The organism is Streptomyces sp. NBC_00464 (assembly GCF_036013915.1).
Lineage (GTDB): Bacteria > Actinomycetota > Actinomycetes > Streptomycetales > Streptomycetaceae > Streptomyces.
The window spans coordinates 48482-73306 of the sequence record NZ_CP107900.1 but is presented as its reverse complement, the minus strand read 5'-3'; the positions used below and the strand labels follow the sequence as shown (position 1 = coordinate 73306).

Here is a 24825-nt window from a genome sequence, read left to right as displayed (position 1 = left end):
TCATTGTTACGGCAACACGCTAGCCGAAACGGGTGCGCGGCGGCGGCTGTCACGGGTGTAGTCGGCCGGTCTTCTCAGGGTGGGCGGCTTGGACGTAGCGCATGGCGGTGGAGTCAGCGATGGCGAAGAGGCGGATGAGACGGACGGGGTCGGCGCTGTGGCGGGCTTCGGCGAGGATCCGGTCCTGCCACAGGGCGCGGGCGGTCAGTCCGGTGCGGCCGATGGCGTTCCGCAGGAGTGTTTTGCCGATGGGTGGACCGGCGGGGTCGAGGGCGGTCTGGGCACTGACCAGGAGGTGGGAGTTGGCACAAACGGGCCAGGTGTTCTGGCGGTGGGTGAGCCAGGTGCACAGGAGTTCGGTGGTGAGTGAGTCGAGGTAGAGGGTGCGGCTTGGCAGCCGGAGGCGGCCGTTGGCCAGGTCGAGGTCACGCAAGGGGATGACGGCGGCCTGGGAGGGCGGGACGGCGTGGATGGCGGTGAGGGCGACGAGGAGGCGGGCGAGGGGGGTGTGAGCGCGGTCGAGGAGGCCGGCGAGCCGGTCGCTCGGCAGGGGGCGGGGCAGTGGCGGGTTGGCGGGCAGGTGGATGCCGCGGGTGGGGTCGCGGAAGACCACGCGCTGTTGTTTCAGGGCGCCGAAGAGGCTGCGCAGGACATGGTGCGCGCTGCGGGCGGGTTTGCCAGGTGCACGGGTGAGGATGTCGTGGATGTCCTGCTGGGTGATGGCGGTCAGGGTGGTGTGTTCGCTCCACATGCGCACGATGGGTGCGGCCTGCCACAGGTAGCCGCGGATGGTGGCGGTGGGCAGGGGCTGGTGGCGGCGGCGTCCTTCGCCTTTGAGGACAGTGACCCAGTGCTGGAGTTCGGTGCGCATGGGGTCGGGGAAGGAGGCGGTGAGCCGGTTGATGGCGGCCTGGTCGTGATCGACGGTGAGTGCGGGCACGAGGTGCCCGAGCTGGGTAAGGAATCCGATGACTCGTTGGGCGCTGATGTTCGGATCGAGACGGGCCAGGGCCCGCAGGTCGGCTTCGTGGACGGGCGCCGCGGCGCCGAGGTGGGCCAGCACGATCCGCAGTGCGCGCAACGCTGCGGTGTGACCGTGCGGGTTGGGGTCGGTGAAGCGGAGCTGGGCGCGGCAGAACCGGGTGAAGCCATCCAGCAGCCGTTCCGCGTTGGGAGTCAGGGCCGGCAGTTCGTCCGCGGTCAGCGAGGCGAGCCTGCTCCAGTCGCGCATTGCCGGGAACAAGGCGCCCTGCTGGGGGTCGACGAGATGCTCGGAGACTGGTCGGTGTGCCGGTCTGCGCCGGGCTCGTTCCCGGGCCCGGGTGCGGTGCGTGGTGGCGGTGGTGTCGTAGCCGAGGAAGCGGGCGGGGTGCTTGAGCTGGGTGACGGGCCGCTTGCCTAGGGCAAGCTGGAGCTGGGTGTGCCCCGGAGTGTCGGGGCCGTGTTCCCGGACGTGGATCAGGCAGCCCCGGCACAGGCCGGCCACCGTGGACAGCGGCAGGGTGCGCGTGCAGCGGGCGCAGCCGGCCACCGGGTAGCGGATCGGCTCGTGTTTCCAGCTCTCGCAGCCCCGGCACAGCCCCTTGGTGACACCCCAGCAGCCGCAGTGACCGCAACTGCGCATCGGCCACCGGCTCTTGGGCTGTGACCGGGGCACGAGCAGGCCGGCGCGGCGCAGGACTTCGACGCCGCCGCCGGTCCCGTCCTTAGGAAGCTGGTCGAAGTACTCCTCGGCAACAAGCCGCGCGCCGTCGGCATCCCGCATCGACAGGGCCGCCCGCACCAGCCTCAGCACCATCCGCCGCCAGGAGTCACTCACCCGGCGCTCGCCGGCAATCTCGGCTGCCAGGGCGGCGAGCCGGGGCCACTCCGGCCAGGTCCGGTGCCGGATCCGGGTCAGGTGAAGAGCATCGACCGTCCGTTGTGCGGGGAAGAGGACTCCCTGCCCGGGCACGGTGGCAGGGATCACGGCCTGATCGTCCAGGTGCGGCCTTGCCCGGCGTCCGGCCTTCACGTTCCGCCGCTGGCTGCGCGGCCGTACGCCGCCGCGGGACAACGGCAGGGCAAGGCCCCGTCGGCCGACGGACACATGAACCATCAGCTGGATGTCCTCCGGCCCGAGCACATCATCGAAGTCCGGGGCACGCCCCTGCGACCGCAGGGTGATCAGGCACAGGCGGCACAGCCCGTCGATACTCACCCGCTGCCGGTGCCGGCACAGCCTGCACACCGCCGACGGCCCGGCGGCGGGCTGCCACTCCTTGCAACCACCACACACGTCACGGGCGAACACACCCCAAGTCAGGCACTCGCGGCACTGCCGCGTCCACTCCACGTCAGCCTCAGTTCGGCGGAAGCAGGCGACGCGGCCCATCGCGCCGAGTCACCGGGCGCACCGGCCCCGGCCTGGCCCTGGGCACCTCACCCACCGCCAGCGCCTGCGGCTGCTCTTCAGAGGCTTCGGCGACGGCGACCGGCTCGGCCTGCATCAGGTCAGCGACCGTGCACTGCAGTGCCTGGCAGATCATGTCCAGATCCTCCAGGCGAACCGTCACCGGCGTCCCGCCCCACAGTGCCGAGGTCTTGCTCAGCGACGGATTGAACCCCACCGCCTTGAACGCGGCCAGCAGTTGCACCGGACGCCAGATATCCCGCTGGGCCGCCACCATGCGCAGATTCCACTTCACCGAAGGTTCCCCTGGTCCAGGAGCAGCCGTTGGGCGGCCCGCTCGGAAGCGTTACGGTCCGCCGCCTCAGGGTCCGCATGTACGGACGCGAGACACCGGGCCGTCGTGGTTGCCCAGATATGTCCCAGCAATTTCTGAACCTCCCACAAGGACATGCCGTTCTCATAGTTGTGCGCCGCGCACGCGTGGCGCAGCAGATGCGGGAACAACTCCCGCACCGGACCGGTCAGGAATTCCGCACCCGCCCCCTTCAACGAGCGGCGGAACGTCGACGGTGTCACCGCCGGGGCGACCGGTAGGTTCAGCAAGGCGACCCTGGCGGGCAGCCGCTCCGAGGGCCACAACGGGGCAGCAGGATGTTCGGGATCGTCCTGGAACAGTCCGCGTACCTGCTCCACGTACCACCACAGCAACTCGCGGCCCTCCTCGAACAGGTACGCCTCTCGCTGGCGCGGACCCGATCCGCGGGCGGTCGCGGCCTTCGCGAAGCGGACCGCTCCGGTGACCGTGTCCCGGTCGGTCAGCGCGAGCGCCTCGATACCGCGCTCGGCGGCCCTGGCGACCAGATCATGCGGATGGGAGGCGCCATAGCGGGCCGAGTAGCCGCTGGCGACATGCAGATGCACTCCACCACCCATCACGCCCTCCGGTCACATGACCCCAAAACAACCCAAACTATCCGCCTGGATCTCCACAGTACTCGAACATAAATCGAACATGCGACCTCGCAATGCGATCACGACCTGCCGGAACGAGGTGTTGTGACCGAGCACTGCGTCTGTCCAATGAGCACTGGGCTTGTCTTGCCGTGCAGTTGAGTTGGCCAGTTCGGGGCCGCGAAGGTGGTGCCCTCAGCGCGCGGGGTGACTGCCAGAGGCCCGGTCCTCTCGCTTCGGTGTGCGGAGAGCGTCGCGCGTGGTCCGTAGGGTGCCGACGGTGCTCAGCCGGTGCCGCCGATGTCAGTGGTCCCTTGCAGACTGTCGTCCATGATCCACGCACATGATGTCGACTGGATGGCCGGCCACCTGCCCGGTCAGGTATGTGGGGTCCCGGACCATCTCAGGAACATGCTCTCCCCGGCCCCCGCCGTACGGGCCGAGGCGTTCGATGGGTTCTACGCGGAGGCCCATGACCAGGGAGCCGTCGACCCGTGCACGGCGATGAGCTTGCCGTTCCTGTTCGACATGGCAGATGACCCTGCCACCCCTGACCGGGCCGAGATCGTCAGACTGCTCCTCAGCATCGGCCGAGCGAGTGCGCGCCGTGACCCTGAGTGCGTCTACTTCACGTCGAATGGCGTCGAGTCGACGGCTCACGTCGGCATCACCGCTGAGATGACCGAGCGGGCGGACACCTTCGTCCGTTACGCGGCGGACCCGGATCCGTTGGTGCGCCGCCCGGCGATCGAGGCCGTCGGTCTCTTCCTCGCCGACGGACGGTGCGCCGCCCGCGTGCTGGCCGAGCGCCTGCCGGCCGAGGACGGGATCTTGGAGCGGCTGATGGTCGTCCGCACGCTCGCGCGTCTGGCCGTCCGGCTGCCAGAGGTGGGGACGACCGTGGCAACCTGGCTGGACGAGCTGATCGACGGCCCTGAACGGCCCCACGCCGACGCCCCCGTCCGGCTTTCAGCCCTCACACACCGTGCCCTGATCGACCCGGGCCAGGACACCGCCGGCCTTGTGCCCCGCGCGATTGCCCTTCTGCGGGACATCACCGCGACCCCGACCGCTGAGAAGTCGTGTGACGGATGCCGGTGGTGCATATCGACGTTGCACGTCCGCGGCCGCGCAGTCGTGCCCACGGTGCGCCCCGCTCACCTGGCCGCCGAGCACTTCGATCCCGACCACCCCTGGGAGGAACACTCCCCGCTCAGCAGTGTCCTGCGCACTCTCCACACGACCTTGGGCGACCGGATCGCGGAGCGTACGGCGCTCCTGGTCGCACAGTTGACCAGCCCCGATGCCGCCACCCGGTACGACGCCATCGCCATGACGAAGGACCTCCCCGGCACCCTGCCCCGTCCAGTGCTGACCGCTCTTCTCGACCTGCTCCCGGACGACTTGGCCGCAGCCCGCACCATCCAAGGCGGATTCAGCCAGTGGTTCGGTGGCCGGCTCCGGGTCGCTCCCGAGGACACCGAGCTCCTTCTCGACACCCTCGACGACTACATGGCCACTCTGCGGGCCGCCCACGGCCCGGACGTCTGGGCTACCGACAACGCCGTCGTCCGCCGTGCCTACCAAGAAGCGGTCATGACCCTGGCCGACCACCATGACCCCCGCGCCCTCCCCGACCTGATCCGCTCCCTGGAGACCCGGGTGGACGACTGGCGGGTCCTGTACGGCGTCAGTGGCTACCCGCAAGCCGCCGACCAGCTCGTCCCCCTCCTCGCCGACGGCCTCAGCTTCATCGACCCCGCCCGCCCCAACGCCCCCATCCCCGCCGGCCTCTACCTGTCCTGCCTGGCCGAACTGAAGGACCCCCTTGCTATACCCGTGATCACCGACACCCTCACGTGGGCTGGCCAGCACCAAAGCTGGGGCGTGGTGACCGGTGCGCTCGATGCCCTTGCATCCTTCGGCCTTGACGCACAAGGCGCCCACGCCTTCGTCCGCCTGCTGACTAACGCCCCCGACGAAGCAGTGCGCGCCGCGGCCCGAGCCACGCTTAACGCGCTCAGCGACCCCCAAGCACCCCGCACCGCCCGGCCAAAGGCCGGAAACGGCTACGGGAAGGAACCGCCCTACTGACCCCGCTCGACCCGGGTGGTCTGCGACTGGCATCTGGTGACCCCCGGTTGCCCGTGCGGGTACGGGAGCGCCGCCTCCGGCCCGTAGCCGGGCCCGTAGCCGGTGTACGAAACGATCTCCCAGCCGTCGGCCCCGGGCCGGTTGCCGGCGTCAAGGACGGTGACCGCCTCCTGGGCGGCGGTGTCACACAGAAGGGTTTGGGAGCTGTCCCGGCACGGCTCATCCTCGTCCTCTGCCGACGTCGGGCAGACGCCAACGAGTCCGGTCGGGGTGTAGGGCGTCTCTCCGTCGAGGAGGGTGTCCGTCGTGGAGGTGACGGCGCCGGTGCAGTCCCGGCAGACGGTGCGGAGGAACGTCCCGCCGAGGGAGACGTCGAGGGCGCCGAACTCCCAGTTACCGAAGCGCTGACATGGGGTGTTGAGGACCCGGCTGCCGAGGTACCGGAGCGTGAACGTCGAGACCCCGGTTAGGCGGAACCGGGCGGACTGCGCGCGGGTGGGGTTGTTGAGGGTGCAGCCGGTGAGGGTGTTGTCCGCGCGCAGGATGCCGGTGGTCTGGTTGTAGGTGTAGCCGGACGGCAGGCTGAGCGGGATCGCCCCGGGCTCTCCTCGCCCTGGAGTGCTGGCGGTCATGCCGATGCAGTGCCCGGGCGGCGCAGGGGCACACACCTTGCGGCTGCCGGCACTCCTAGCCCGGAGTGCGGCCGGGCTCGCGGGCTCCCAGGGAACGCGCCACCTTGGGGGCCCGCACCTCAGGGAGCGCCAGTGAATGGCGTCGAGTTGAAGGGTTCGCCGAGTAGGGGGCCCGCCTGTCCGGTACTCATAGAGCCGAGACGCGACGCGATACGAACCGTGGGGGGGCCCGTGGCCTGGGCGATGAGCAACGACAACGTGGCAGTGCTGACGACACTGAACGGCGCGGTTCTACTGATCGGCACAGTGCAGTACACGAAGCTAATGCAGAGGTCATACCAAGCGGTGACCGAGCTGCAACGACAGCGTCTCGCGAAGAGGGCTGCGCTGATGGATGCGAAGCGGCGCGGCGAGGAGTACACCGTCGACGACCTCCTCAAGCTCGGGTCGCGCCAGGCGCGGCGCGAGCTAGGGCGATCGACCCCGGTCGTCTTGGCTAGCGTTGTCTGGTTCTCGCTCTGCGGTCTGCTGCTCGAGAGCCAGTTGCGGATGCTGAGGTGGATCGGAACCGCCAACGCCGGTCCAGACCCTGACCTCGCAGAAAGCTCCTTCTACGTCACTGCCATCTCAATTGCGGTGCTGGTCGTCGAAGGCTATTTCGTGTCGATCACAGAAGCCTTATGGAGGGCCCTGCGCACAAAGCGCGCCCACCGTGCGCTCTACAACGCCGAAGAGCGATCGGACATCCACAACGCGATCCGGGCCGCACAGCGTCCGGCCCCCGCACCCCTGGCGAGCCCGCCGACCGGTTCCCCCGGCCCGGCCGCCTGATGGCTACTGCCTCGCCTCGCCCCCTACCTGCCCCGCGCTGAGGACGTCCCGCCGCCGATGGTGCGCCCGTACCGGTTGGCGGCGGCCTGACTGCCCGTCCCCTTCGCCGGGTTCTGCACGGTCGTCGAGGCGAGCAGCTCGGCGTACAGGCCCATCACGACGGCGTCCCCACGGTCGGGGGAGCGGCCGGGCCGCCTACTGGTCTGCCGGATCCTCCACCGATACGGCCGGAGGCTCGGTTGCCTGCACGTCAGGCTGCTCGCCGGGTGCGGGCGTCCCTGCGGTGGCTTCGGCCGCCGGTTGGGCGTCGGCGCTGACGACGCTGCGGGCGCGCAGCGTCTTGTAGATGGCGTTCCCCGCGTAGGCGACACCAGCGGTGACGACAACGCCTTGTGCGCGGCCCGCCCACAGACCGATGGCGAGACCCTTCTCGAGGCCCTTCTCGAGGCCCTTCGTGCGGCCCGCCAGCTTGTAGGCGGTTCGAAGGGCTGCGGGGCCGCCCAGCTTCGAGGCTTCTGCGGAGAGCTTTGCGTAGTCCCACATCTTGGGGCACCTCGGTTCGTGTCACGGGTCGGGACGGACTGATGATCTCAGGGCGGCGTGACCCGGGTGGGCCAGTCGCAGCTTTTCGTCACCGGCCGCGCGCCGCCGACGTGCCGCCGATACAGTGCCCGGGCGGCGCAGGACTACGCACCCTGTAGCTGATGGCGCCTCCGGCCCGGAGTACGGCCGGGCTTCGCTGGCCCCCGGTGGATGCGTCCTCCCCGGGGGCCAGCTGCTACCTCCGGAGCACCGCTGGCGAGCGCGCCTCGCTGTACCGACAGCTCCGCGCGAGGACGCGGTGCGTCAACTCGGCTGCGAAGAGCAGGCTCCGGGTGCTACTCGTATCTGGACATTGAGCGAGAGCTAGGGCAACGGCATGATCATTCTGGATAGTTGCGTGATACGCGGGATGAGTCTCGACGGCAGCGAGGCAGCAGTCCTGCGCGCCATCAGGCGGACCAAGGCGGAGCAGATCGGCGCTCCTTGGATGGCAGTCGAGGAACTCGCGGCTCAGAAGGCTCTGGCCTACGGAGAGGCGCACGAGGCCGCCACCCTTGCCCTCAGCCGCCTTCAGGGAAAGAGCCACCGGACGGAACCGAAGCTAGACAGCCCGGACCCGGAGGGGGTACGGAAGCTCTGGCGGGATAAGTACCGCGGCATTCTGGAGGTGCTACCCACAAGCGAGGCCGCGCTGCGGGAAGGGATGTTCCGAGAGGCCAACGTTCTGCCACCGGCCAAGAGAAAAGGCGAGGGCGAGAGGGCTCCGAAGATCGGTGCTCGCGATGCGGCGATCTGGCTGACGGCCATCGAGTACGCACGAGATCACCCTGACGAGAACGTGTACTTCGTCAGCAGTAACCACAAGGATTTCACGAAGGGCGGAGGCGTCTACCCGTCGCCGATGGACGCCGATGTCGAGGACCTGGGCGACCGGTTCAAGCACCTGACGAATCTCGGTGACGTACTCGCCCTGGTGGCACCCACCGTCGATATCGAAGAGGGGGACGTCCGGGCGCTGCTGGAACGGAACGCCGTCACCATTCAGGAGATGGCCGCTGACATGTGGGGCAACGTCAATGCGGGGCTGGCATTCGACGTTATGACGTCTGCTGGCGAACGCGCGGAGGCGACTGGGTGGCTCAAGTACAAGGACGGGCCGCACGCCAGACTCGTCGATGTCGGCCCGTTCCAGGCCTATCGGCTCGGGGAGGAGGAGTACGTCGTCGCCTCCTCCCGCTGGGAGATTTCGGGTCTGGCTCTTGTAGGCGGACACTTCACGATGGCGGCTTGCCACTGGGAGGGCCCTTTCCTCGCCCCCATCAGTAATAAGACAGGCCGATGCCTCGAGATCGAGCGTCTTGGCCGGGGCGTGCGCACTGCAGCCACTGTGAACGTCCGGGACGTCGAGTGGACCATGCAGGTCAGCCCCAGCACCGCCGCCCTGGCAAGGGCGCGTGAAATTGGGCTTGACCGGGGAGGCAAGGCAACGAAGCTGGAGATGTTTATGGCCTTCCTCCACTCCATGAGCAATCCGGATCCCAGCCTGCAGAACGTCCCTGAGTACCTGAGGGTCAACGAGGGAGACCTGTTGAGCACCCTGCAAAGGGCCGCAAAGGAGCAACCCCTCTCGGACGACGATGCTTACCGGGAGGAGGAAGAGGACCTGTAGTTGGAGCCAGCCTGGCCCCTACCTCCCCCGCGCCGAGTGTGTCCCGCCGATGGTGCGCCCGTACCTGCTCGCTGCGGCCTGGCTGCCCGTGCCGGCCTTCGCCGGGTTCTGAACGGTCGTCGAGGCGAGCAGCTCGGCGTACAGGCCCATCACGACGGCGTCCCCGCGGTCCGGGGAGCGGCCGAGCCGTTTGATCAGGTCGTCCTTCGGCTCGATCTGGATCGTCGGAGGTCGCCCGGTCTTGACCGCCCATGTCGGGGCGGTCAGGTCGGCGAGCAGGAGGTCATCCGGCGGGAGCATCAGTGTCGGGTCGAACGCGGGGTCGAGGAGCTCCCGGGTGCGCCAGTAGGCGGCGCTCCTGGTGTTGTTGAACCCCCACTCTCCGTCTCTCGACCGCATGCGGCTCTTCGCTGCTCCGGTGTAGGCGAGGACGGGCTCGTCGAGCTCCCTGAGGCGGTCGACGACGCCACCGCCGACACCCATGGAGTCGACGACCGGCACGGTGCCCAGGCGGCGGCCCACGGCGGCCTGAACGCGGGCGGTCGTCTCCATGGTGTCCTCGCGGTCGTGCGTCTCGAGCTCGGTGTACGCGAGGCCGGTCCGGTACGCGAGGACGGTGGAGTCTCCCCCGGCGCGTGCGACGTCGACGCCGAGGAACTGCCGCCCCTCGAGTGCCGGCCGTCCGGCCTGGTCCCACAGGTGCCAGCGCTCGACGGCGGCCTCGACCCAGGACAGGGGGATGACGCTGTCCTCGTCGGAGGCGTGGAACTCGCCGAGGACACGGTTCGCGTAGATCGCGGAGTCTCGGCCCCACTGGCGGGCGCGCTGCTCCGCCCAGTCTGGGGAGATCCGGCCGGCAGCGACCGCCTCAGCGAGGGTGACGTGCCGTACGAACCAGTCCTCGAACCCCGGCTTCCTGCTGTGGATGTCGTAGAAACGCCCTGACGGGGGCCCAGGCGTCGAGATGGCGAAGACGAACGCTTCGGGTAGGCCGGAGGTCTTGCCGCCGGAGAAGGCGCCTTCAATGGCGTCCCAGGTGCCATCAGGGACGATCTTCGCCTCGTCGATCAGGTAGAGCAGGCTGTCGGCGTGCGCACCCTCGATCAGCTCGGGCTTCGTTGAGGCGACCGCGGACGCCGCTCCGTACCTGAGCTTGATGTTGTGGACGAGGAGCTCGGCGTTCTCCCGGAACGGCGGGCGGCCGAGCATCTCCCACTTGATGCGCCGCGCCCACTTGTGGATCTCCGGGAACAGATACACGGAGAGGTGCCGCCAGGCGGAGGCGGTCGTCAGGACCTTCCAGTCGATGCCGGCAGCATCGCGGGTCGTCGCGAACCAGAGGACGCCGAGCGCGGCCATGCCGGTCTTGCCCAGACCATGCGGTCCGCGGGCCGCGACACGACGCTCCCGGGCAAGCAGGTCGAGGACGTCCTCCTGGTAGGCGGCGAGCCCTTCGCCGGGCTGCCAGTCGATGACGTCCCGCACCCAGCCGACCGGGTCGTCCATGTACTTGACGGCCCGCTGGGCGGACGCGCTGCTGCGCCGCGAGGCGAAACGGTCCCGGACCAGGCGGAGCGTCGCGACGTCGCCCGCCCGGACGAGCTCGAGGACCTGGCGCTCAATCTCCTCGGCGGTTGGCATCCTGTCGCCCCTCCCCCGGCCGGGCCCGTCCGTGGTCGGTCACGGTGCTGCTCCGGCGTCGTCGTCGTTGCCGGCACCGTCATCGGCGAGCAGGGCGAGGATGTCGTCGCCGAGCTTCTGGGCATCGATGCTGATGCGCTTGGGCGAGACGAGGTCCTGGAGGCGCTCGGTGCCTTGCATGCACTTGAGGACGATGTCGCTCGCCTTGGTGTCGCCCTTGATCGCCTTGCCCCAGTGGGCGGCCTGGAGACGGTGGTACCGCATGATCTGCTCGCGCCGGATGTCGTCGATCTTCTCCTCGCCGCGGGCGATGCTGTCCGCGATGGTGCGGTCGATGGCCTTCTTAAAGAGCGTTTTGTCCTGGCCAGGGCGTTTGATAACTGGCGCGATGTTGGCCGCTTTGGTCGGCCCGTGCCGGCGTGTGAGGATCCGCCTGTGGAGTGTGATGTGTGCGGGCGGTCGATGTGGCGGTGGCCGGTACCACCGACGGCCTGGGAAGAGGAGATCTGGTCCTGTTCCTGGTGCCATGCGGCCACCCATGTGGGCGGCGAGTGGTTCGAGATTTCGCGCCCGCCGTATCTGCCCCTGGGGATGCGCTGGGAGAAGGCTGTCGCGGATGGCCTTGCCTCTGGTGTCTCCCACGCGTTCGGCATCTTCGACAAGACGCTGTGCGGCATTCAGGAAGCCGGCATGTCACCGTCCGACTACTCGTGGCTGCCGGAACGGGGAGATGCGTGCGGCGCCTGTCGGGAAGCGGCGAGTCTCATCGATAGCCGCTGGCCGCGGTCGATGAGGAGTGAGGATGCGCGGGTCACCGTGGCCCGGCGGCTATGAGTCCTTCCAGTTCGGAGTCGACTCTCGGGTGAGCCTGCGGCTCATCAGGTCGATCATCGCGAGGTGGATCATCGCTTCGGAGCGATGGGGGTGGGTTTCGTAGTCGCGGGCGAGGCGGCGGTGGTGCATGAGCCATCCGAAGGTCCGCTCGACGACCCAGCGTCGCGGAATCACCTTGAAGCCCTTGTGAGCGGGGTCGCGGCGGGTGATTTCGACGTCGATGCCGAGGCGGGCGCCGTGGTCGATGACCTTGGTGCGGTAGCCCGTGTCGGCCCACGCCTTCGTGACACGCGGATGGTCTGCGGCGATGCTCGAGAGAACCTGAATGCCGCCGACGTTGTCGGAAACGTTGGCGGCTGTGACCAGCACGGCCAGGAGGAGGCCGAGCGTGTCGACGCCGATGTGCCGTTTGCGGCCCGCGATCTTCTTGCCCGCGTCGATGCCCTGGTCGGCCGCGGGCACATTGGCCGAGGTCTTGATGCTTTGGGCGTCCAGGACGCAGGCGCTCGGATCGGCGTCACGGCCTTCGGCCTCCCGGACCAGTCGCCGCAGGAGACCGTTGAGCTGGTCGAAGACCTCGTCCTTCTGCCAGGCGGCGAAGTACCCGTAAACCGTCTCCCATGGGGCGAAGTCGTGCGGCAGGTACCGCCAGGGGATCCCGGTCCGGTCGACGTAGAGGATGGCGTCCATGATCCGGCGCAGATCGTGTTCGGGCGGTCGGCCGATGTCCAGTCCCTTTCCTCTTCGCTCGGCCCGCCAGGCTGTCAGAGTTGGTTCCAGCAGTTGCCAACGGGCATCGGACAGGTCACTCGGATAGGGCCGCTGCTTACGAGGCATGTTTCTGTAGTACCGATGGCCGCCGCCCTGCCACAGGGCGCAAACCGGTGCGAACGGGGGCGCGTTGGGATCAGACAGGAGCGAAGGGACCGAAACGGGCCCTCGAAAGCCGTCATCCGCCTCACCTGTCACAAACACGTCTACTGCCCCAGCCGACCCGAAGCGGTCCGTTAACTAAACGGCAATGAAGCACCCCTGTAGGGACAAAACGCTCTTTTAGACGTCGTTTCTTATGGCTGTCAGAGCGACATGAAAGTCTGCTGGTATGAGCTACGACCTTGCTGTCTGGGAAGGCGAGAGGCCGACGGATGACAAGACCGCGGGCCGAATCCTCAGCGGCCTGTACGACCGCTACATCGACAGCGAGGTTGGAGAGCCTCCTTCCGAACGCATAGCGACCTACGTGGCTGCGTTGCTTGAGCGGTGGTGCGACCTCACCGAGGACGAGGAGGACACCTCGCCATGGTCAACCGGGCCGTTGATCCGCGAAGCCAGTGGTCCGCTGATCTACCTCCCCATGCGCTGGAGCATGGCCGAGGAGGCGTCCGCGTACGTGGCGGCCGTGGCGGGGTCGATGGACCTGGTCTGCTTCGACGTACAGCAGAACCGGCTCAGGCCGTGAGTGGGACAGCCAATCGGCGATAGCAGATGAAGGTTGCGGCTATGCCGACGAAGGCGAGGAAGTGCTCGGGTTTTCGTTCGTAGCGGCGGTGGAGGCGGCGGCAGCCGGACAGCCAGGAAACGGTTCGTTCGACGACCCATCGGTGGCGGCCGAGCCGTTGCGAGGACTCGATGCCTCTCCGGGCGATGCGCTGGCGTATGCCGCGTCCGCGGAGCCATCGCCGCAGGTGGTCGTAGTCGTAGCCCTTGTCCGCATGCAGCTTCGCGGGGCGCCTGCGGCGCGGGCCGCGGCGGGAGCGGATGGGTGGGATGCCTCGGATGAGCGGTTCCAGGCCCTGGCTGTCGTGCATGTTGGCGCCGGAGATACCCAGCGACAGTGGCAGTCCGTTCCGGTCCGTGACCAGATGGATTTTCGATCCCAACTTGCCACGGTCGGTCGGATTCGGTCCCGTCAGAAGCCCCCTTTTGCAGCTCGGACACTGACCGAGTCGATCGCGCACCGCGACCAGTCCAACCCACCCCGGGCCCCGAGCTCGTCCAGGACCACGCGGTGGAGCCGGGCCCAGACCCGGTCCGCGCTCCACTGGGCGAACCGCCGGTAGACCGTCTGCCAGGCCGGCCCGAACACCGGTGGGAGCTGTCTCCACGTACACCCCGAAGTGGCCACGAAGACAACCGCAGCCAGAACTTCACGGTCACCAGCCCGGCGTCGGCCCCCGTCCTGCGGACGCCGCACCTCCGTGGGCGGCACCACCCGTTGGAACAACGCCCACAACTCATCCGGCACCAGCCGCTCAACCAGATCCGTCATGCACAGGCCAACGAGCGTGCACGCCATAAGAAACGACGTCTAAGGCGTGGCCCTAGGCAAGGGCATCCTTGTTGCGCTTCACGAGGCCCCAGACCTCTCCTAGTTCTGGATCATTTGGCAAACGCACCGCGCCAGAGCGGACGAGCAACCTACGCAGCTCTGTGTCGTCGAATCCGCCGATCTCCTTCCTGATTCTATCGAGGGACCTATAGGGCCATTCGGCATGCTTGAGGAGTCTGTTGATGGCGGCCTCCGCCATGTGCTCAGTTCGCAGCCGTTCCCGGAAGAGCCAGACTGTTACGGTGCCGCTTCCGCTACCAACGACGAGTGAAACACCGGCAGCCAGCAGCGCTGCTACGCCTTGATCCATTCTGGGACGCTATAGCCGGTCGGGGTCTCGTGCGTGTGGGCGGGCCAGGGTGTGATGGTAGATGTGCCGCAATGGGTCATGGATCGCCTGTCCGGCCATGTTGATTGGTTCGCCGTACACGGAGCGGCCCTGAGTCGTACGGTGCAGGTAGAAGGTGCCGTACATGCGAGCGGCCCACTGTCCCTGGGGGGATGGCGGGCCGCTTTCGTGTGTTCAGGCCGACGGTGCGGCAAAGTCCTGGCGGCAGAGACCGCAAACGATGGGACCCTTCTCTGCGACAGTCGGCGAGATCCGGACCTTGAGCCGGATATCGAGGCGTGCGAGATCTGCCGTCTGGCGGCGGTGACCTGCACACACTGCTACGCCCCGCTTGGCCTGACGGCTGAGCGGGGCGTAATTGCGTTCATCCATCGGGCTCGGGCTGGCGTCAGGCGCTCGTCTTCTTCTTCCCTGCCTTCTTGGCGGGGGCCTTCTTCGCGGCCGCCTTCTTGCGCGGCTTCATCTCGTGGGCCGTGGCGTCGTCACTGTCGGTCTTGCCGCGGCTCTTCTTGGCCTTCTCCACGGACGCGTTCAGCGCCGACATGAGGTCAAGGACTTCGGCTGGCTTCTGCCCGCCCCCGTCGGTGTGCGCTGCTGGCTCCTTGCCCTCGACTTTCGCCTCGATGAGCTCCTCCAGAGCATCCCGGTACTCATCCCGGTAGCCGCTGAAGTCGTCCGTCGTCATCGAGTCCATGAGCTCCAGGGCGCGCTGGATCTCGTCTTCGTCCACGTCCACAGCGTCCGGGGCGAGCTCGGCCGGGGAGCGCACCTCATCGGGCCACTTCATGGAGTGCAGGACGAGGGCTTCTCCGCGAACGCTGAGCAGACCGAGCCTCTCTCGGTTGTGCCATGCGAATTTCGCGATGGCGGCCTTGGAAGTCCGCTCCAGAGCGCGCCGCAGAAGCACATATGGCTTGGCCGCCACAGCTCCGTCGGCCGAGAGGTAGTAGCTGTCGGCCAGTCGCACCGGATCGATCGACTCAAGGTCCACGAATGCCACGATCTCGATCGCCTTCGCCGTAGGCAGTGGCATCTGGTCGAGCTCTTCATCGGTGACCGGGACCGTCTCGTCCTTGGTGAGCTCGTAGCCCTTGCCGATGTCCTCCTGGCCGAGGACCTCGCCGTCGATTTCGCACACCTTCCGGGTGCGTACTCGACCACCGTCCTCCAGGTGCATCTGGTGGAAGTGGATCGAGTGATCCTCTGAGGCGGACGAGACGCGGATAGGTATGTTGACCAGGCCAAACGAGATGGCACCGCTCCAGATGGACGGCATTCAGACCTCCCAGGGCCCCCCTGGGGATGGCGGGTGGTGGTCTGGCCGCCGGTTAGGGAGACAGCTGGTCGGGGCCAGGGGCAACCCGGGCCACCGCCCGTACTCCGATCCTCACGCCGCAGGTCGGTGCCCGCATCTGGGCTGGGTGGCGGGCGCCGCCACTACTGTGCGGCTTCGTACTTCACGACGGTGTCGGGGCAGCCTTCTGCCAGCTTGTCCAGAGCGGCCCGCTCCTTGGCGTCCGCGGTCAGCTTCCACCTCAGCTTTGTTCCGACCCAGTCCGCGCCGTAGGTGCACTGGGCGGAGGCGGCCGGCGGCAACCACTCTGCCGGGTCCCGGTCAGCCTTTTGCCGGTTCTTGCTTGCGGTGACAGCAACCAGCGACCTGTCCGCGTCCAGGTCATTTGCGTACCGCTCTCGCCGGTCCGCGTCCCACTGCGAGGCCCCGGAATCCCAGGCTTCGGCCAGCGGTACGACGTGGTCGATGTCGAGCTTGGTGGCGGCGTCCACGGTGACCTCGTCGTAGTACGAGAGCCACTCACCACTGGTCAGGGCACACCGGGCGCCTTGCTCGGGTGCCTTGACGGCCTCGGCAATCAAGACCTCCTTGCGGGTGTCGCAGCCGTCCTTGTCGGCATCGACCCACAGGCGGAAACTGTCGCGCTCGTACCCGGTGCGGTCCTCGGTGCCGGCGGGAATCTTCGCGATGGCCTGGGCGAGGGACAGGTCGTTGCCGCCGGCCGGGGCGCCGGGTGCTGCGGATGCGGTCCCGGATGCCGAGGAGGAGTGGGAGGTGGCGGGTGCGGGTTTGGAGTCGCCCTCGGAGTCGGCCACTCCTGGGTTGCATCCGACGAGGGAGGCGATGAGGAGGGCGGTGGCGAGAGGGGCGATGGCGAGCGGGCGTGCTGGCACAGCGGTGCTCCGGCTGGTCGGGGGCTGACGGGCCCTCATGATTGCAGGGAGAGCTGCTGTGGTGACAGGGGGTCATGTGTGCTGGTGGTACGCCTTGCCGCCCGGTGATGGCATCGGCTTCGAGGTGAGGGCACCACCGGGCACGTACAGCGTGGCACGAGGCACTGACAATGCTGGTGTGGTCAGTCCTGCCAGGTGCCGCAAAGGGCACTCAGCGTTGGGCAGGTGCTGGTGCAGGGGACTCCGAGAGGACCAGGGCAATGAGTTGTTCCGTGATGGGTTCGAGTGAGATGTCGTAGGTGCGGACGATCTGCTGCACGCGGGCGATGGCCTTTCGTACGCCTGCGGTGTTGCCAATCGGGGAGGGGCGTGTTGTCCGACGAGGGTACGGAAACGCACCCCGTCAGGAGAGCAGCGGTCACTGCTGCGAGCAGGATCAAGGGGCGGTGCATGGCCTCACCGTGCCCCAGGCGCAGCGCCCCAGGCAGGGTCGCGCGCTCCGCCCCACCGGTACGAGTGATGCGGCATCACATGGCGATGGCCTCCTGCCGGCCCGCCAGGAATACCGCGCGGCGTGGCTCGGGCTCACACCAGAAACACATCCGTGCCGCAGTGGATGCAGCCCCGCGCGCCGGGCTGCGCCATCGCCTCCCGCGCCTTGGCCTCTGACCGGATGTCCACGGCCCCGGGCTGGGTGTCCTCCGCCTGCCAGCAGTCGGCGCGGTGGACCACCGTGCGCGCCGGCACGTCCACGTCTGTCCGGCGACGCTCCACCGTGACGCGCCACGCCACCGCGGGCTCCACCCGGACGACCGGGGGAGCGGGGGTCTCCGTCCATGACGGCAGCCGCTCCACCGGTACGACGTGACGTCGTACGAGGCGCCCTCGATCCGGTGGACGTGCTCAGCAGGCGTCCACGACCGGTACTCACCCGGAACGGGACGTCGTACTGGTGAAGAGGCGCTATTCGGACCGTGCGCTATTCCCCTGCCCGCGCTCGTCGGAGTGGTCGAGTCCAGGGTGTTCGAGACGCGAGGATCCGTCGATGTAGTCCAGCAGGAAGATGCCGCGCTCGGTCAGGGCGTGCACGAGGTTCAGGGTCTCGCGCATGTTGCGGCCCAGCCGGTCCAGGTGAGTACGTTGATCCGGTCTCCGGGCCGGGCGAAGCCAGCAGCGCCTTCAGCCCTTCGCGCTCCATGTTGGCGCCGGTGTGCTTGTCGACGTAGATGTGCTCTTCGGTAACGTCGGCGTCATGCATGGCGTCGATCTGCCGGGTGAGGTCCTGCGCGGTGGTGCTGACTCTGCAGTACGCGAGATCCATGAGCGCCGCTGTCGCATAACCTGACGATGACAGGCTGGTTTTGACACTCACTTGTGAGACCAGGTTCTGACACAAGACGACCTGGGGAATTCGATCCCCCGAAGTCACCTGCACGCAGTGTCACAACGATGTTTGTGACACCGGCGCTTCACATCCATTTGGGCACGTCGACGGCACGTTTTATGCGTGCAGATGCAAGATTGCCGCGGACTGCCGCCGTCAAGGGGTGGTCCTCACCCAGCACCCGCTCCATGTCGGTGAGGGTTTGCTCGTACAGCGGGATGGCCCGCCTCAGGTCGCCCACCGTCTGGTAAGCGCCGGCGAGGTTGTTGCGGGAGGCCAGGGTGTCGGGGTGGTCTTCACCCAGCACGCGCTCGGTGTCGGTGAGGGTTTGCTCGTACAGCGGGATGGCCCGCCTTAGGTCGCCCACCGTCTGGTAGGCGCCGGCGAGGTTGTTGCGGGAGGTCAGGGTGTCGGGGTGGTCTTCACCCAGCACCCGCGTTCGGTCGGTGAGGGTTTGCTCGTACAGCGGGATGGCCCGCCTTAGGTCGCCCACCGTCTGGTAGGCGCCGGCGAGGTTGTTGCGGGAGGCCAGGGTGTCGGGGTGGTCTTCACCCAGCACGCGCTCGGTGTCGGTGAGGGTTTGCTCGTACAGCGGGATGGCCCGCCTTAGGTCGCCCACCGTCTCGTAGGCGCCGGCGAGGTTGTTGCGGGAGGCCAGGGTGTCGGGGTGGTCTTCACCCAGCACCCGCTCCATGTCGGTGAGGGTTTGCTCGTACAGCGGGATGGCCCGCCTTAGGTCGCCCACCGTCTGGTAGGCGCCGGCGAGGTTGTTGCGGGAGGTCAGGGTGTTGGGGTGGTCTTCACCCAGCACCCGCGTCCGGTCGGTGAGGGTTTGCTCGTACAGCGGGATGGCCCGCCTTAGGTCGCCCACCGTCTCGTAGGCGCCGGCGAGGTTGTTGCGGGAGGTCAGGGTGTTGGGGTGGTCTTCACCCAGCACGCGCTCGGTGTCGGTGAGGGTCTGCTCGTACAGCGGGATGGCCCGCCTCAGGTCGCCCACCGACCGGTAGGCGCCGGCGAGGTTGTTGCGGGAGGTCAGGGTGTTGGGGTGGTCTTCACCCAGCACGCGCTCGGTGTCGGTGAGGGTCTGCTCGTACAGCGGGATGGCCCGCCTCAGGTCGCCCACCGACCGGTAGGCGCCGGCGAGGTTGTTGCGGGAGGCCAGGGTGTCGGGGTGGTCTTCACCCAGCACGCGCTCCATGTCGGTGAGGGTCTGCTCGTACAGCGGGATGGCCCGCCTCAGGTCGCCCACCGACCGGTAGGCGCCGGCGAGGTTGTTGCGGGAGGCCAAGGTGTCGGAGTGGTCCTCACCCAGCACCCGCGTCCGGTCGGTGAGGGTCTGCTCGTACAGCGGGATGGCCCGCCTCAGATCGCCCACCGATCGGTAGGCGTATGCGAGGTTGTTGCGGGACGTCAGGGTGTCGGGGTCGTCCTCACCCAGCACCCGCGTCCGGTCGGTGAGCGCGCGTTGAAGGTAGGTGATCGCAAGGGTGGACTGGCCTTGGTTGTTGAGGAAGAGCCCGGTGCGGTGGAGGAGACGCGCAGTGGTATCGGTGTCAGTCTCGGCGAGTGCGTGGTCGGCCAGGGCGTTGATGTGGGAATGCAGTGTGCGCCAGGTCGGCCAGAGTGCCGGGTCGTTCCAAGGGAGGGGCAGGGCGGCGTCCAGTTGGGTGGTGGCGCGGTCGCGGGCCTGGGTGATCACGTCGTGGGTGCGGTGAGGGTCGGTCGGGTCGGGGGTGCGGGTGACGGCCTGGACGAGCCGGTGCATGGACAGGGTGCCGGTGGCCGGGTCGGCGGTGGCCATGCCGTAGGCGGTGAGGAGGCCGAGTGCAGCGTTGACTGCGGGCTCGGTGATGTCGCCGAGGAGGTGGGTGGGGATGTGGTCGGGGGCGTACCAGGAAAGGGTCCGCAGCAGGTCCGCGGCCAGGGGCTGGCCGTCGGTAATTGTGTTCATGGTGACCCGCCAGATCCGGGCGATGGTGCGCGTGGGTGCGGTGCCGACCGCTCCTTGCCCGTACATCATCGCCGGGTCGCGGGCGATGAGGTTCAGGTAGGCCCGGGGGGTGGTGAGCTGGTTCTGCGCCAGGTACGCGCCGGCCTGCTCCACAGCCAGGGGCAGGTACCCCAGTTCGTCGCACAGTTCGGCGGCGCCATCCATAGTTCTTTCCGGGGCGGTGGCGGTGGCCCGGCGGATGAGCAGGTCCAGGGCCTCCGCCTGGTCCAGGACGTCCAGGCGGACCACGGTGGTGTGATCCTGCCAGGTGGTGGCGAGTCTGCTGGTGATCAGAAAGCGTCCGCCGGGGGCGCGGTCGAGTACCGGCGTGATGTCGGCGGGGTGCTCGACGTTGTCCAGGATCAGCAGCCAGTCCGTGTGGCTGGCCAGCCAGCGCAGGGCGTACTCGGCCAGCGCCTGCGGGGTCAGGACCTTGGCCAGGACCGGTTGCAGGGCGGCCGCCAGCGCCTCCAGGCCCTCCTGGACGCCGGCAGGGCTGTCGGCGTTGATCCACCGGATCGGGTAGCAGCCGTGGGAGCGGGTGGCAGCCCAATGCGCCGCGAGCGTGCTCTTGCCGATCCCGCCCAGCCCGTGCACCGCCTGCACGAGCACGCCGCCAGGCTGCGCCAGCGCGGCGTCGAGTTGCCGCAGTTCGCGGCTACGGCCGACGAATGGCCCCCGGTGCAGCGGCAGGTCGTCCAGTCCCGGGGGCGCCGGCACCTCGGAGGGCGGGCGCAGCGCCTCGGCGGGAATGGTGACGGCCGTGGCGTTGTCGCCGGTCATCACCAGCCCGTAGTTGTGCCCGCCGATGACGACGGAATCCTGCCCTGACGCCATATTCTGCGGGGCGGTCCCGGCGAGAGCGGGTGGCTGCTTTGGGTTTCGCGTGGGCCATCTCACCGCCTGGTGCCGTCGCCCTGGTCTCCCGTCGACAGGGTGCCGGAGCTGTTTCCGCCGATGGCAATCGACCGGGGCCCGGACGCGCCCACCGTGTCGGCTGCCGGTGGCACGGCAGGAGGAGCCACGCGCCCAGGTGCAGCGGGCGGGGCCGGGGCGGGCGGGCGGCCGTCGCCGGTGGAGATGAGGGCCTGGCTGTCGCCGCCGACGGCGACGGCGCGCTCGCCGGAGGCCTGCACCGTACGGCCCGCGGTCCCGCCTGCCGGGGCCCGGGTGGCGAAGGCATGACCCCACAAGACGGCCAGCGAGCCCAGTACCGCGCCGAGTGCGGAGGCCAGCGACCAGCGGATCGCGGGATCCTTCAGTAGCGGCGGCAGCACGATCGCCCCGCACAGCCACACCGGCACAGCGAAGGCAGCGGCAGTCGTCAGCCCCGCCACCGCCCACCTGAGATTCCGTCCCATGCCGCCTCCCACGATTGACAGTCCGTGTCCACCACCATGGCAGCAACTCCCCGGTTCTGGACCGCCTTTGCGTACCGGGGCCGAACGAGAGGGGTCGTGGGCGCTACGCCCGCGTGGGAGCCTTGGCAGGGCGGGCGTCGGCCGCGTCGAACAGCGCCTGGACCTCGTCGTAATCCAGCGGGCGTCGTCGAGGGTCCGCCTCGTACAGCGCGGCTCGCAGCGTGGGATTGCCCCCGTAGACCTCGTCGCCCGTGACCCAGGCGGCCTGGTGGCCGGCGTCCAGGAACCGGGCGACCATGCGCGCGGCCAGCTCCGGTTGGTGGCGAAGGACGTCTCCTTGCCGAGTCCGGCGGCAAGGCAGCGGGCGGGGTCGGAGGTCCAGGAACGCGGAACGTACAGTTCCCGGTCCACCGCGGCGTGCCCGCGCCGGCCGGCGTAGACCAGATAGACAGCGACCTGGGCATTTTCGATCCTGCCCGCGGTGCCGGTGTACTGGCGCTGGACATCGACCGTGCCGGTGCCCTTCTTCACATCCCCCGTCTCGTCGACGACCAGCAGCGCCTGGTCGTCGTACAAGTTGTCCACCACGTAGCCGCGCACGTCGTCGCGCACGGCGTCGGCGTCCCACTTGGCCCGCCCCAGCAGATGCTGCATGCCGTCCGGGGTCGCCTCCCCGGCCCACTCCGCGATCGTCCAGCAGTTCTTCCGTGGCAGGTCCGACAGCAGGCCCAGCACCAACTTCCGTACCCGCCGACGTGGTTCGACCCGCGCGAACCGACCCGCGATCCGGCCCATCAAGCCCTCGAACGCCTCCTGCCAGCGGGCAGGGTCTACGCTGTGACCCGCGGCCACCGCATGATCGTTTGTCTTCACACACCGATGATCAACGGTGGCCGCACCCACGTCGCCTCAGACACCATCGGCCCTGCAAACGCAAGGAGACTACCTGTGCCAGCCGTCGCATACGAAGCACTCCTCATCGGGGGCCGCGCCGGGGTCGGCAAGACCACGGTCGGCTGGGAGATCTCCGCGCAACTGCAAACCCTGCACATCGCCCACTGCCTGATCGAGGGCGACAACCTGGACCAGGCATTCCCCGCCCCGGCCGACGACCCCGCCCGCACGAAGATGACCGAGGCAAACCTCGCCGCGCTCTGGCGCAACTACGCCGCTCTGGGATACCGCAGGCTGATCTACACCAACACCGTCTCCGTTCTGGAGCCCGACCTGATCGCCCGCGCCATGGGCGGCACACCCCGCATCACCGCGGTCCTCCTGACCGCCGACGACGCAACCACTCGGCAGCGCCTCGGCACCCGAGAAATCGGCAGCCAACTCGACGCCCACATCACCCGAAGCACTGCCATGGCCCAACATCTGGAAGTCACCGCACCTCCATGGGTCGCACGAGTACCCACCGACGGCCGCGCCGTCACCGACATCGCACGCGACGCCATCGCGGCAACCAACTGGTCAACCCAATCGGCACAGACCCCGGGTCACGATCTACGGCTGGAGTATTAACGTCGCAGGCCAGTTACGGTGCGGTCCCGGGGTCTGTCGCTGGCCAGCCTCCCAGGGCGGAAGCGAGCCGGTCCTGGAGTGCCGGATCTTGCACTTCGCTGGCAAGGCGATACGCAATGGGCCCGATTTGCCAGCCGGCGTGATGGTCGAAGTGCGGATAGGGCCCAGCAACGTTGTGCGCGAGCTTGCCGACCAGCTCAGCGAGTCGGAAGACCAGATGTTCCGCGAGTCGGGCTTCGCTGCTCAGACTGCTCCGGCGAACGCGATCGAACAATTCGCGGCCTCGACCCCACTGCGTTTGGTCAGCGGCCATCTCCAGGGCTGCTTCGATCTCAGGAGTCCTGCCCAGAATCAGGGAAGCTGCCTCAAGGACGTGGCCAGCCCATGTCACTGGTTGCTGCTGCCGCTCGAACAGAGATCGCCCCCATTGGTGGATCTCGTTCGTTCTGTCGCTGCTCATTTCACGATCATGACAACGTTGAAGGTCAGGAACAACGGTGCTTGGGGCTGTTCGAGGCCCCGTTCAGGTCGACTCGAACGGGGCCTCGACCTTGATCGACGTTTCGCAGTCCAGCGGACGCGCAGGCGGCCTTCGTCTGATCCTGTGCTCCGTCACAGAGGCAGAAGAACAGCGCGAAGGCCGTGGTCGTGAGCTTGGTGCATCAGAGTGTCTTGCGGGACGCGTTCGCGGACGTGTCTCACTTCCCGTCGGAGCTGTACGCGTGCATGACCGCGCGGGGCGACGCGTTGTTCGAGTTATGCGACGCACTGTTGTGCACGGACGGGCCGGTGCGGACGCTGGTCGACCTCGCGCTCGCGCCTGAACACCGCCGCGGACACGGAGCCCTCTACGGCGGCCTCAACCAGGGGCGGATCGATGTGGGCCGGCTGCGTCGGGCGCTGGCCGGGCTGCCGTTGCCGAGGGCGGCGGATGGCCGACTGGTGCTGGCCGTGGATGTCTCGCCGTGGCTGCGGCCGGACGCCAGCACCTGTGCTGACAGGGCCTTTTGCCACACATTCGGCCGGGGCGAGGGCAAACACCAGATGGTGCCTGGCTGGCCTTACTCCATCGTGGCGGCGTTGGAGACCGGCCGGACCTCGTGGACGGCGGTGCTGGACGCGGTCCGTCTGGAGCCCGGCGCCGACGTCGCCGCGGTGACCACGGTGCAGATCCGCGAGGTCGTCGAGCGGCTCGTCGCTGCGGGCCAGTGGGAACCAGGTGATCCAGAGGTCCTGGTCGTACTGGACGCCGGATACGACGCCCCGCGCATCGCCCACCTGCTGGCGGGACTGCCTGTCGAGATCCTTGGTCGGCTCCGGTCCGACCGCGTAATGCGACGGCCAACACCGCCACTGGTCTACGACCCCAAGGCCGGCCGGCCGCCCAAGCACGGCGGCGAGTTCGTCTTCGGCGACCCCACAACCTGGGGAACCGAGCAGGCGGTGACGACCACGGACACCCGGCTGTATGGGAAGGCGACTGCGCAGGCGTGGGATCGGCTGCACCCGCGGCTGACCCGCCGGGCGGCCTGGATCGACTACGACGGACCGCTGCCCATCATCGAGGGCACCGTCATCCGCCTGGTCGTGGAGAAGCTGCCCAGCGGTGGGGTGAACAAGCCGGTCTGGTTATGGTGGTCGGGCACCGGCGCCACCGGGGCAGATGTCACCCCCTGCTGGCAGTCGTTCCTGCGTCGCTTCGACATCGAGCACACGTTTCGCCTGTTCAAGCAGACGCTCGGGTGGACCAAGCCCCGGCTTCGCAGCTCGGAAGCGGCCGACCGGTGGACACGGCTGGTGATCGCCGCCTATGCCCAGCTCCGACTGGCCCGGCCGCTGGGCACCGACTTGCGGCGGCCCTGGGAGAAGGCGGCCGAGCCGAACAAACTGACACCAGCCCGTGTCCGCAGGGGGTTCAGAAACCTGCGCACGAAAACCGGTTCCCCAGCCGGTGCACCTAAACCCTCCCGCCCCGGGCCAGGTCGGCCATCGGGTTCGAAGAACCGCATCCCAGCCCCCCGTCATGACGTGGGAAGAGTGCTCGCCACCGGTGAGGCGTTCAGCCGTCCCGCCCACCACAAGGTCGGCACAAAACCGCGCCGAACTGGATAAAC

Annotated in this window: 24 protein-coding genes and 3 pseudogenes; 7 read left to right on the top strand and 20 right to left on the bottom strand. The window is 68.3% G+C overall.

The genetic code is table 11. From position 1 onward, the window contains the following. Positions 1 to 49 precede the first annotated feature (49 nt). From OG912_RS38205 to OG912_RS38190, 4 genes and pseudogenes are all read right to left on the bottom strand, one after another. On the bottom strand, positions 50 to 2200 hold the full coding sequence (locus tag OG912_RS38205; RefSeq protein ID WP_327713729.1) for a hypothetical protein: 2151 nt from the start codon (positions 2198 to 2200) through the stop codon (positions 50 to 52). A 142-nt stretch (positions 2201 to 2342) separates the two neighbouring features. Further along, positions 2343 to 2687, bottom strand: coding sequence for a helix-turn-helix domain-containing protein (locus OG912_RS38200; RefSeq protein WP_327713728.1), 345 nt, complete (start codon positions 2685 to 2687; stop codon positions 2343 to 2345). Next, positions 2684 to 3157, bottom strand: a pseudogene (locus tag OG912_RS38195) (site-specific integrase); the annotation flags it as partial. The gene OG912_RS38200 and the pseudogene OG912_RS38195, both read right to left, overlap by 4 nt. After that, positions 3140 to 3325, bottom strand: a pseudogene (locus tag OG912_RS38190) (PHP domain-containing protein); the annotation flags it as partial. The pseudogenes OG912_RS38190 and OG912_RS38195, both read right to left, overlap by 18 nt. A gap of 348 nt (positions 3326 to 3673) precedes the next feature. Between OG912_RS38190 and OG912_RS38185 the strand changes: the two are divergent. Continuing rightward, positions 3674 to 5437, top strand: coding sequence for a HEAT repeat domain-containing protein (locus OG912_RS38185; RefSeq protein WP_327713727.1), 1764 nt, complete (start codon positions 3674 to 3676; stop codon positions 5435 to 5437). Here OG912_RS38185 and OG912_RS38180 read toward each other — a convergent pair. Next, a complete protein-coding gene (locus tag OG912_RS38180; protein ID WP_327713726.1) occupies positions 5431 to 6069 on the bottom strand; it encodes a hypothetical protein in 639 nt (212 codons plus the stop codon). The genes OG912_RS38185 and OG912_RS38180 overlap by 7 nt on opposite strands. A gap of 243 nt (positions 6070 to 6312) precedes the next feature. Here OG912_RS38180 and OG912_RS38175 point away from each other — a divergent pair, with 243 nt between their 5' ends. Next, positions 6313 to 6900, top strand: coding sequence for a hypothetical protein (locus OG912_RS38175; RefSeq protein WP_327713725.1), 588 nt, complete (start codon positions 6313 to 6315; stop codon positions 6898 to 6900). A gap of 23 nt (positions 6901 to 6923) precedes the next feature. Here OG912_RS38175 and OG912_RS38170 read toward each other — a convergent pair whose 3' ends face one another. Both OG912_RS38170 and OG912_RS38165 read right to left on the bottom strand, forming a co-directional pair. Further along, complete coding sequence (locus tag OG912_RS38170) at positions 6924 to 7055, bottom strand: hypothetical protein (protein ID WP_327713724.1); 132 nt, start codon at positions 7053 to 7055, stop codon at positions 6924 to 6926. Between the two features lie 40 nt (positions 7056 to 7095). Beyond that, positions 7096 to 7443 (bottom strand): hypothetical protein, encoded by a 348-nt coding sequence (locus tag OG912_RS38165; protein WP_327713723.1) that lies wholly within the window; start codon positions 7441 to 7443, stop codon positions 7096 to 7098. A 376-nt stretch (positions 7444 to 7819) separates the two neighbouring features. On the opposite strand from OG912_RS38165, the gene OG912_RS38160 reads away from it, so the two are divergent. Next, complete coding sequence (locus OG912_RS38160) at positions 7820 to 9112, top strand: PIN domain-containing protein (RefSeq protein WP_327713722.1); 1293 nt, start codon at positions 7820 to 7822, stop codon at positions 9110 to 9112. A gap of 18 nt (positions 9113 to 9130) precedes the next feature. Here the strand turns inward: OG912_RS38160 and OG912_RS38155 are convergent, their stop codons facing one another. Then, positions 9131 to 10753, bottom strand: a complete 1623-nt coding sequence (locus tag OG912_RS38155) for a hypothetical protein (RefSeq protein ID WP_327713721.1) — start codon at positions 10751 to 10753, stop codon at positions 9131 to 9133. Between the two features lie 39 nt (positions 10754 to 10792). Continuing rightward, positions 10793 to 11017, bottom strand: a complete 225-nt coding sequence (locus OG912_RS38150; RefSeq protein WP_327713720.1) for a hypothetical protein — start codon at positions 11015 to 11017, stop codon at positions 10793 to 10795. On the opposite strand from OG912_RS38150, the gene OG912_RS38145 reads away from it, so the two are divergent. Then, the gene (locus tag OG912_RS38145) at positions 10988 to 11587 is read left to right on the top strand and encodes a hypothetical protein (protein ID WP_327713719.1); all 600 of its coding nucleotides are present in this window, start codon (positions 10988 to 10990) and stop codon (positions 11585 to 11587) included. The genes OG912_RS38150 and OG912_RS38145 overlap by 30 nt on opposite strands. On the opposite strand, the gene OG912_RS38140 is transcribed toward OG912_RS38145, so the two are convergent. After that, the gene (locus OG912_RS38140; RefSeq protein ID WP_327713196.1) at positions 11582 to 12424 is read right to left on the bottom strand and encodes an IS5 family transposase; all 843 of its coding nucleotides are present in this window, start codon (positions 12422 to 12424) and stop codon (positions 11582 to 11584) included. The two genes, OG912_RS38145 and OG912_RS38140, sit on opposite strands and share 6 nt — an antisense overlap. A 265-nt stretch (positions 12425 to 12689) precedes the next feature. On the opposite strand from OG912_RS38140, the gene OG912_RS38135 reads away from it, so the two are divergent. Then, positions 12690 to 13046, top strand: coding sequence for a hypothetical protein (locus tag OG912_RS38135; protein ID WP_327713718.1), 357 nt, complete (start codon positions 12690 to 12692; stop codon positions 13044 to 13046). On the opposite strand, the gene OG912_RS38130 is transcribed toward OG912_RS38135, so the two are convergent. From OG912_RS38130 to OG912_RS38090, 9 genes and pseudogenes are all read right to left on the bottom strand, one after another. Then, positions 13036 to 13856 (bottom strand): IS5 family transposase gene (locus OG912_RS38130; RefSeq protein ID WP_327713717.1). Its coding sequence is split into 2 segments (ribosomal slippage): positions 13036 to 13502 and positions 13502 to 13856, totalling 822 coding nucleotides; the frame shifts between segments, so codons are not numbered across the junction. The genes OG912_RS38135 and OG912_RS38130 overlap by 11 nt on opposite strands. Positions 13857 to 13908: 52 nt before the next feature. Next, the gene (locus OG912_RS38125; RefSeq protein ID WP_327713716.1) at positions 13909 to 14226 is read right to left on the bottom strand and encodes a hypothetical protein; all 318 of its coding nucleotides are present in this window, start codon (positions 14224 to 14226) and stop codon (positions 13909 to 13911) included. Positions 14227 to 14653: 427 nt separating this feature from the next. Further along, positions 14654 to 15541 (bottom strand): non-homologous end joining protein Ku, encoded by an 888-nt coding sequence (ku, locus tag OG912_RS38120; protein WP_327713715.1) that lies wholly within the window; start codon positions 15539 to 15541, stop codon positions 14654 to 14656. Positions 15542 to 15702: 161 nt separating this feature from the next. After that, a complete protein-coding gene (locus tag OG912_RS38115) occupies positions 15703 to 16452 on the bottom strand; it encodes an HNH endonuclease family protein (protein WP_327713714.1) in 750 nt (249 codons plus the stop codon). 585 nt (positions 16453 to 17037) lie between these two features. Further along, entirely contained in the window at positions 17038 to 17307 is a 270-nt protein-coding gene (locus tag OG912_RS38110; protein WP_327713713.1) for a DUF6233 domain-containing protein, read from the bottom strand. Between the two features lie 108 nt (positions 17308 to 17415). After that, positions 17416 to 17562 carry a hypothetical protein gene (locus OG912_RS38105; protein ID WP_327713780.1) on the bottom strand — a complete coding sequence of 49 codons (147 nt, stop codon included), beginning with the start codon at positions 17560 to 17562 and terminating at the stop codon, positions 17416 to 17418. A gap of 359 nt (positions 17563 to 17921) precedes the next feature. Next, entirely contained in the window at positions 17922 to 20663 is a 2742-nt protein-coding gene (gene fxsT / locus OG912_RS38100; RefSeq protein ID WP_327713712.1) for an FxSxx-COOH system tetratricopeptide repeat protein, read from the bottom strand. A gap of 59 nt (positions 20664 to 20722) precedes the next feature. Further along, positions 20723 to 21187, bottom strand: coding sequence for a hypothetical protein (locus OG912_RS38095; RefSeq protein WP_327713711.1), 465 nt, complete (start codon positions 21185 to 21187; stop codon positions 20723 to 20725). A 199-nt stretch (positions 21188 to 21386) separates the two neighbouring features. Beyond that, a pseudogene (locus OG912_RS38090) lies at positions 21387 to 21982 on the bottom strand (IS701 family transposase); the annotation flags it as partial. Positions 21983 to 22135: 153 nt separating this feature from the next. Here OG912_RS38090 and OG912_RS38085 point away from each other — a divergent pair. Continuing rightward, positions 22136 to 22711, top strand: a complete 576-nt coding sequence (locus OG912_RS38085; RefSeq protein WP_327713710.1) for a hypothetical protein — start codon at positions 22136 to 22138, stop codon at positions 22709 to 22711. Between the two features lie 13 nt (positions 22712 to 22724). On the opposite strand, the gene OG912_RS38080 is transcribed toward OG912_RS38085, so the two are convergent. Further along, positions 22725 to 23171: a hypothetical protein gene (locus tag OG912_RS38080; RefSeq protein WP_327713709.1), complete on the bottom strand. Its 447-nt coding sequence runs from the start codon at positions 23169 to 23171 to the stop codon at positions 22725 to 22727. A gap of 188 nt (positions 23172 to 23359) precedes the next feature. On the opposite strand from OG912_RS38080, the gene OG912_RS38075 reads away from it, so the two are divergent. Continuing rightward, positions 23360 to 24823, top strand: a complete 1464-nt coding sequence (locus tag OG912_RS38075) for an NF041680 family putative transposase (RefSeq protein ID WP_443061125.1) — start codon at positions 23360 to 23362, stop codon at positions 24821 to 24823. Positions 24824 to 24825: the final 2 nt, after the last annotated feature.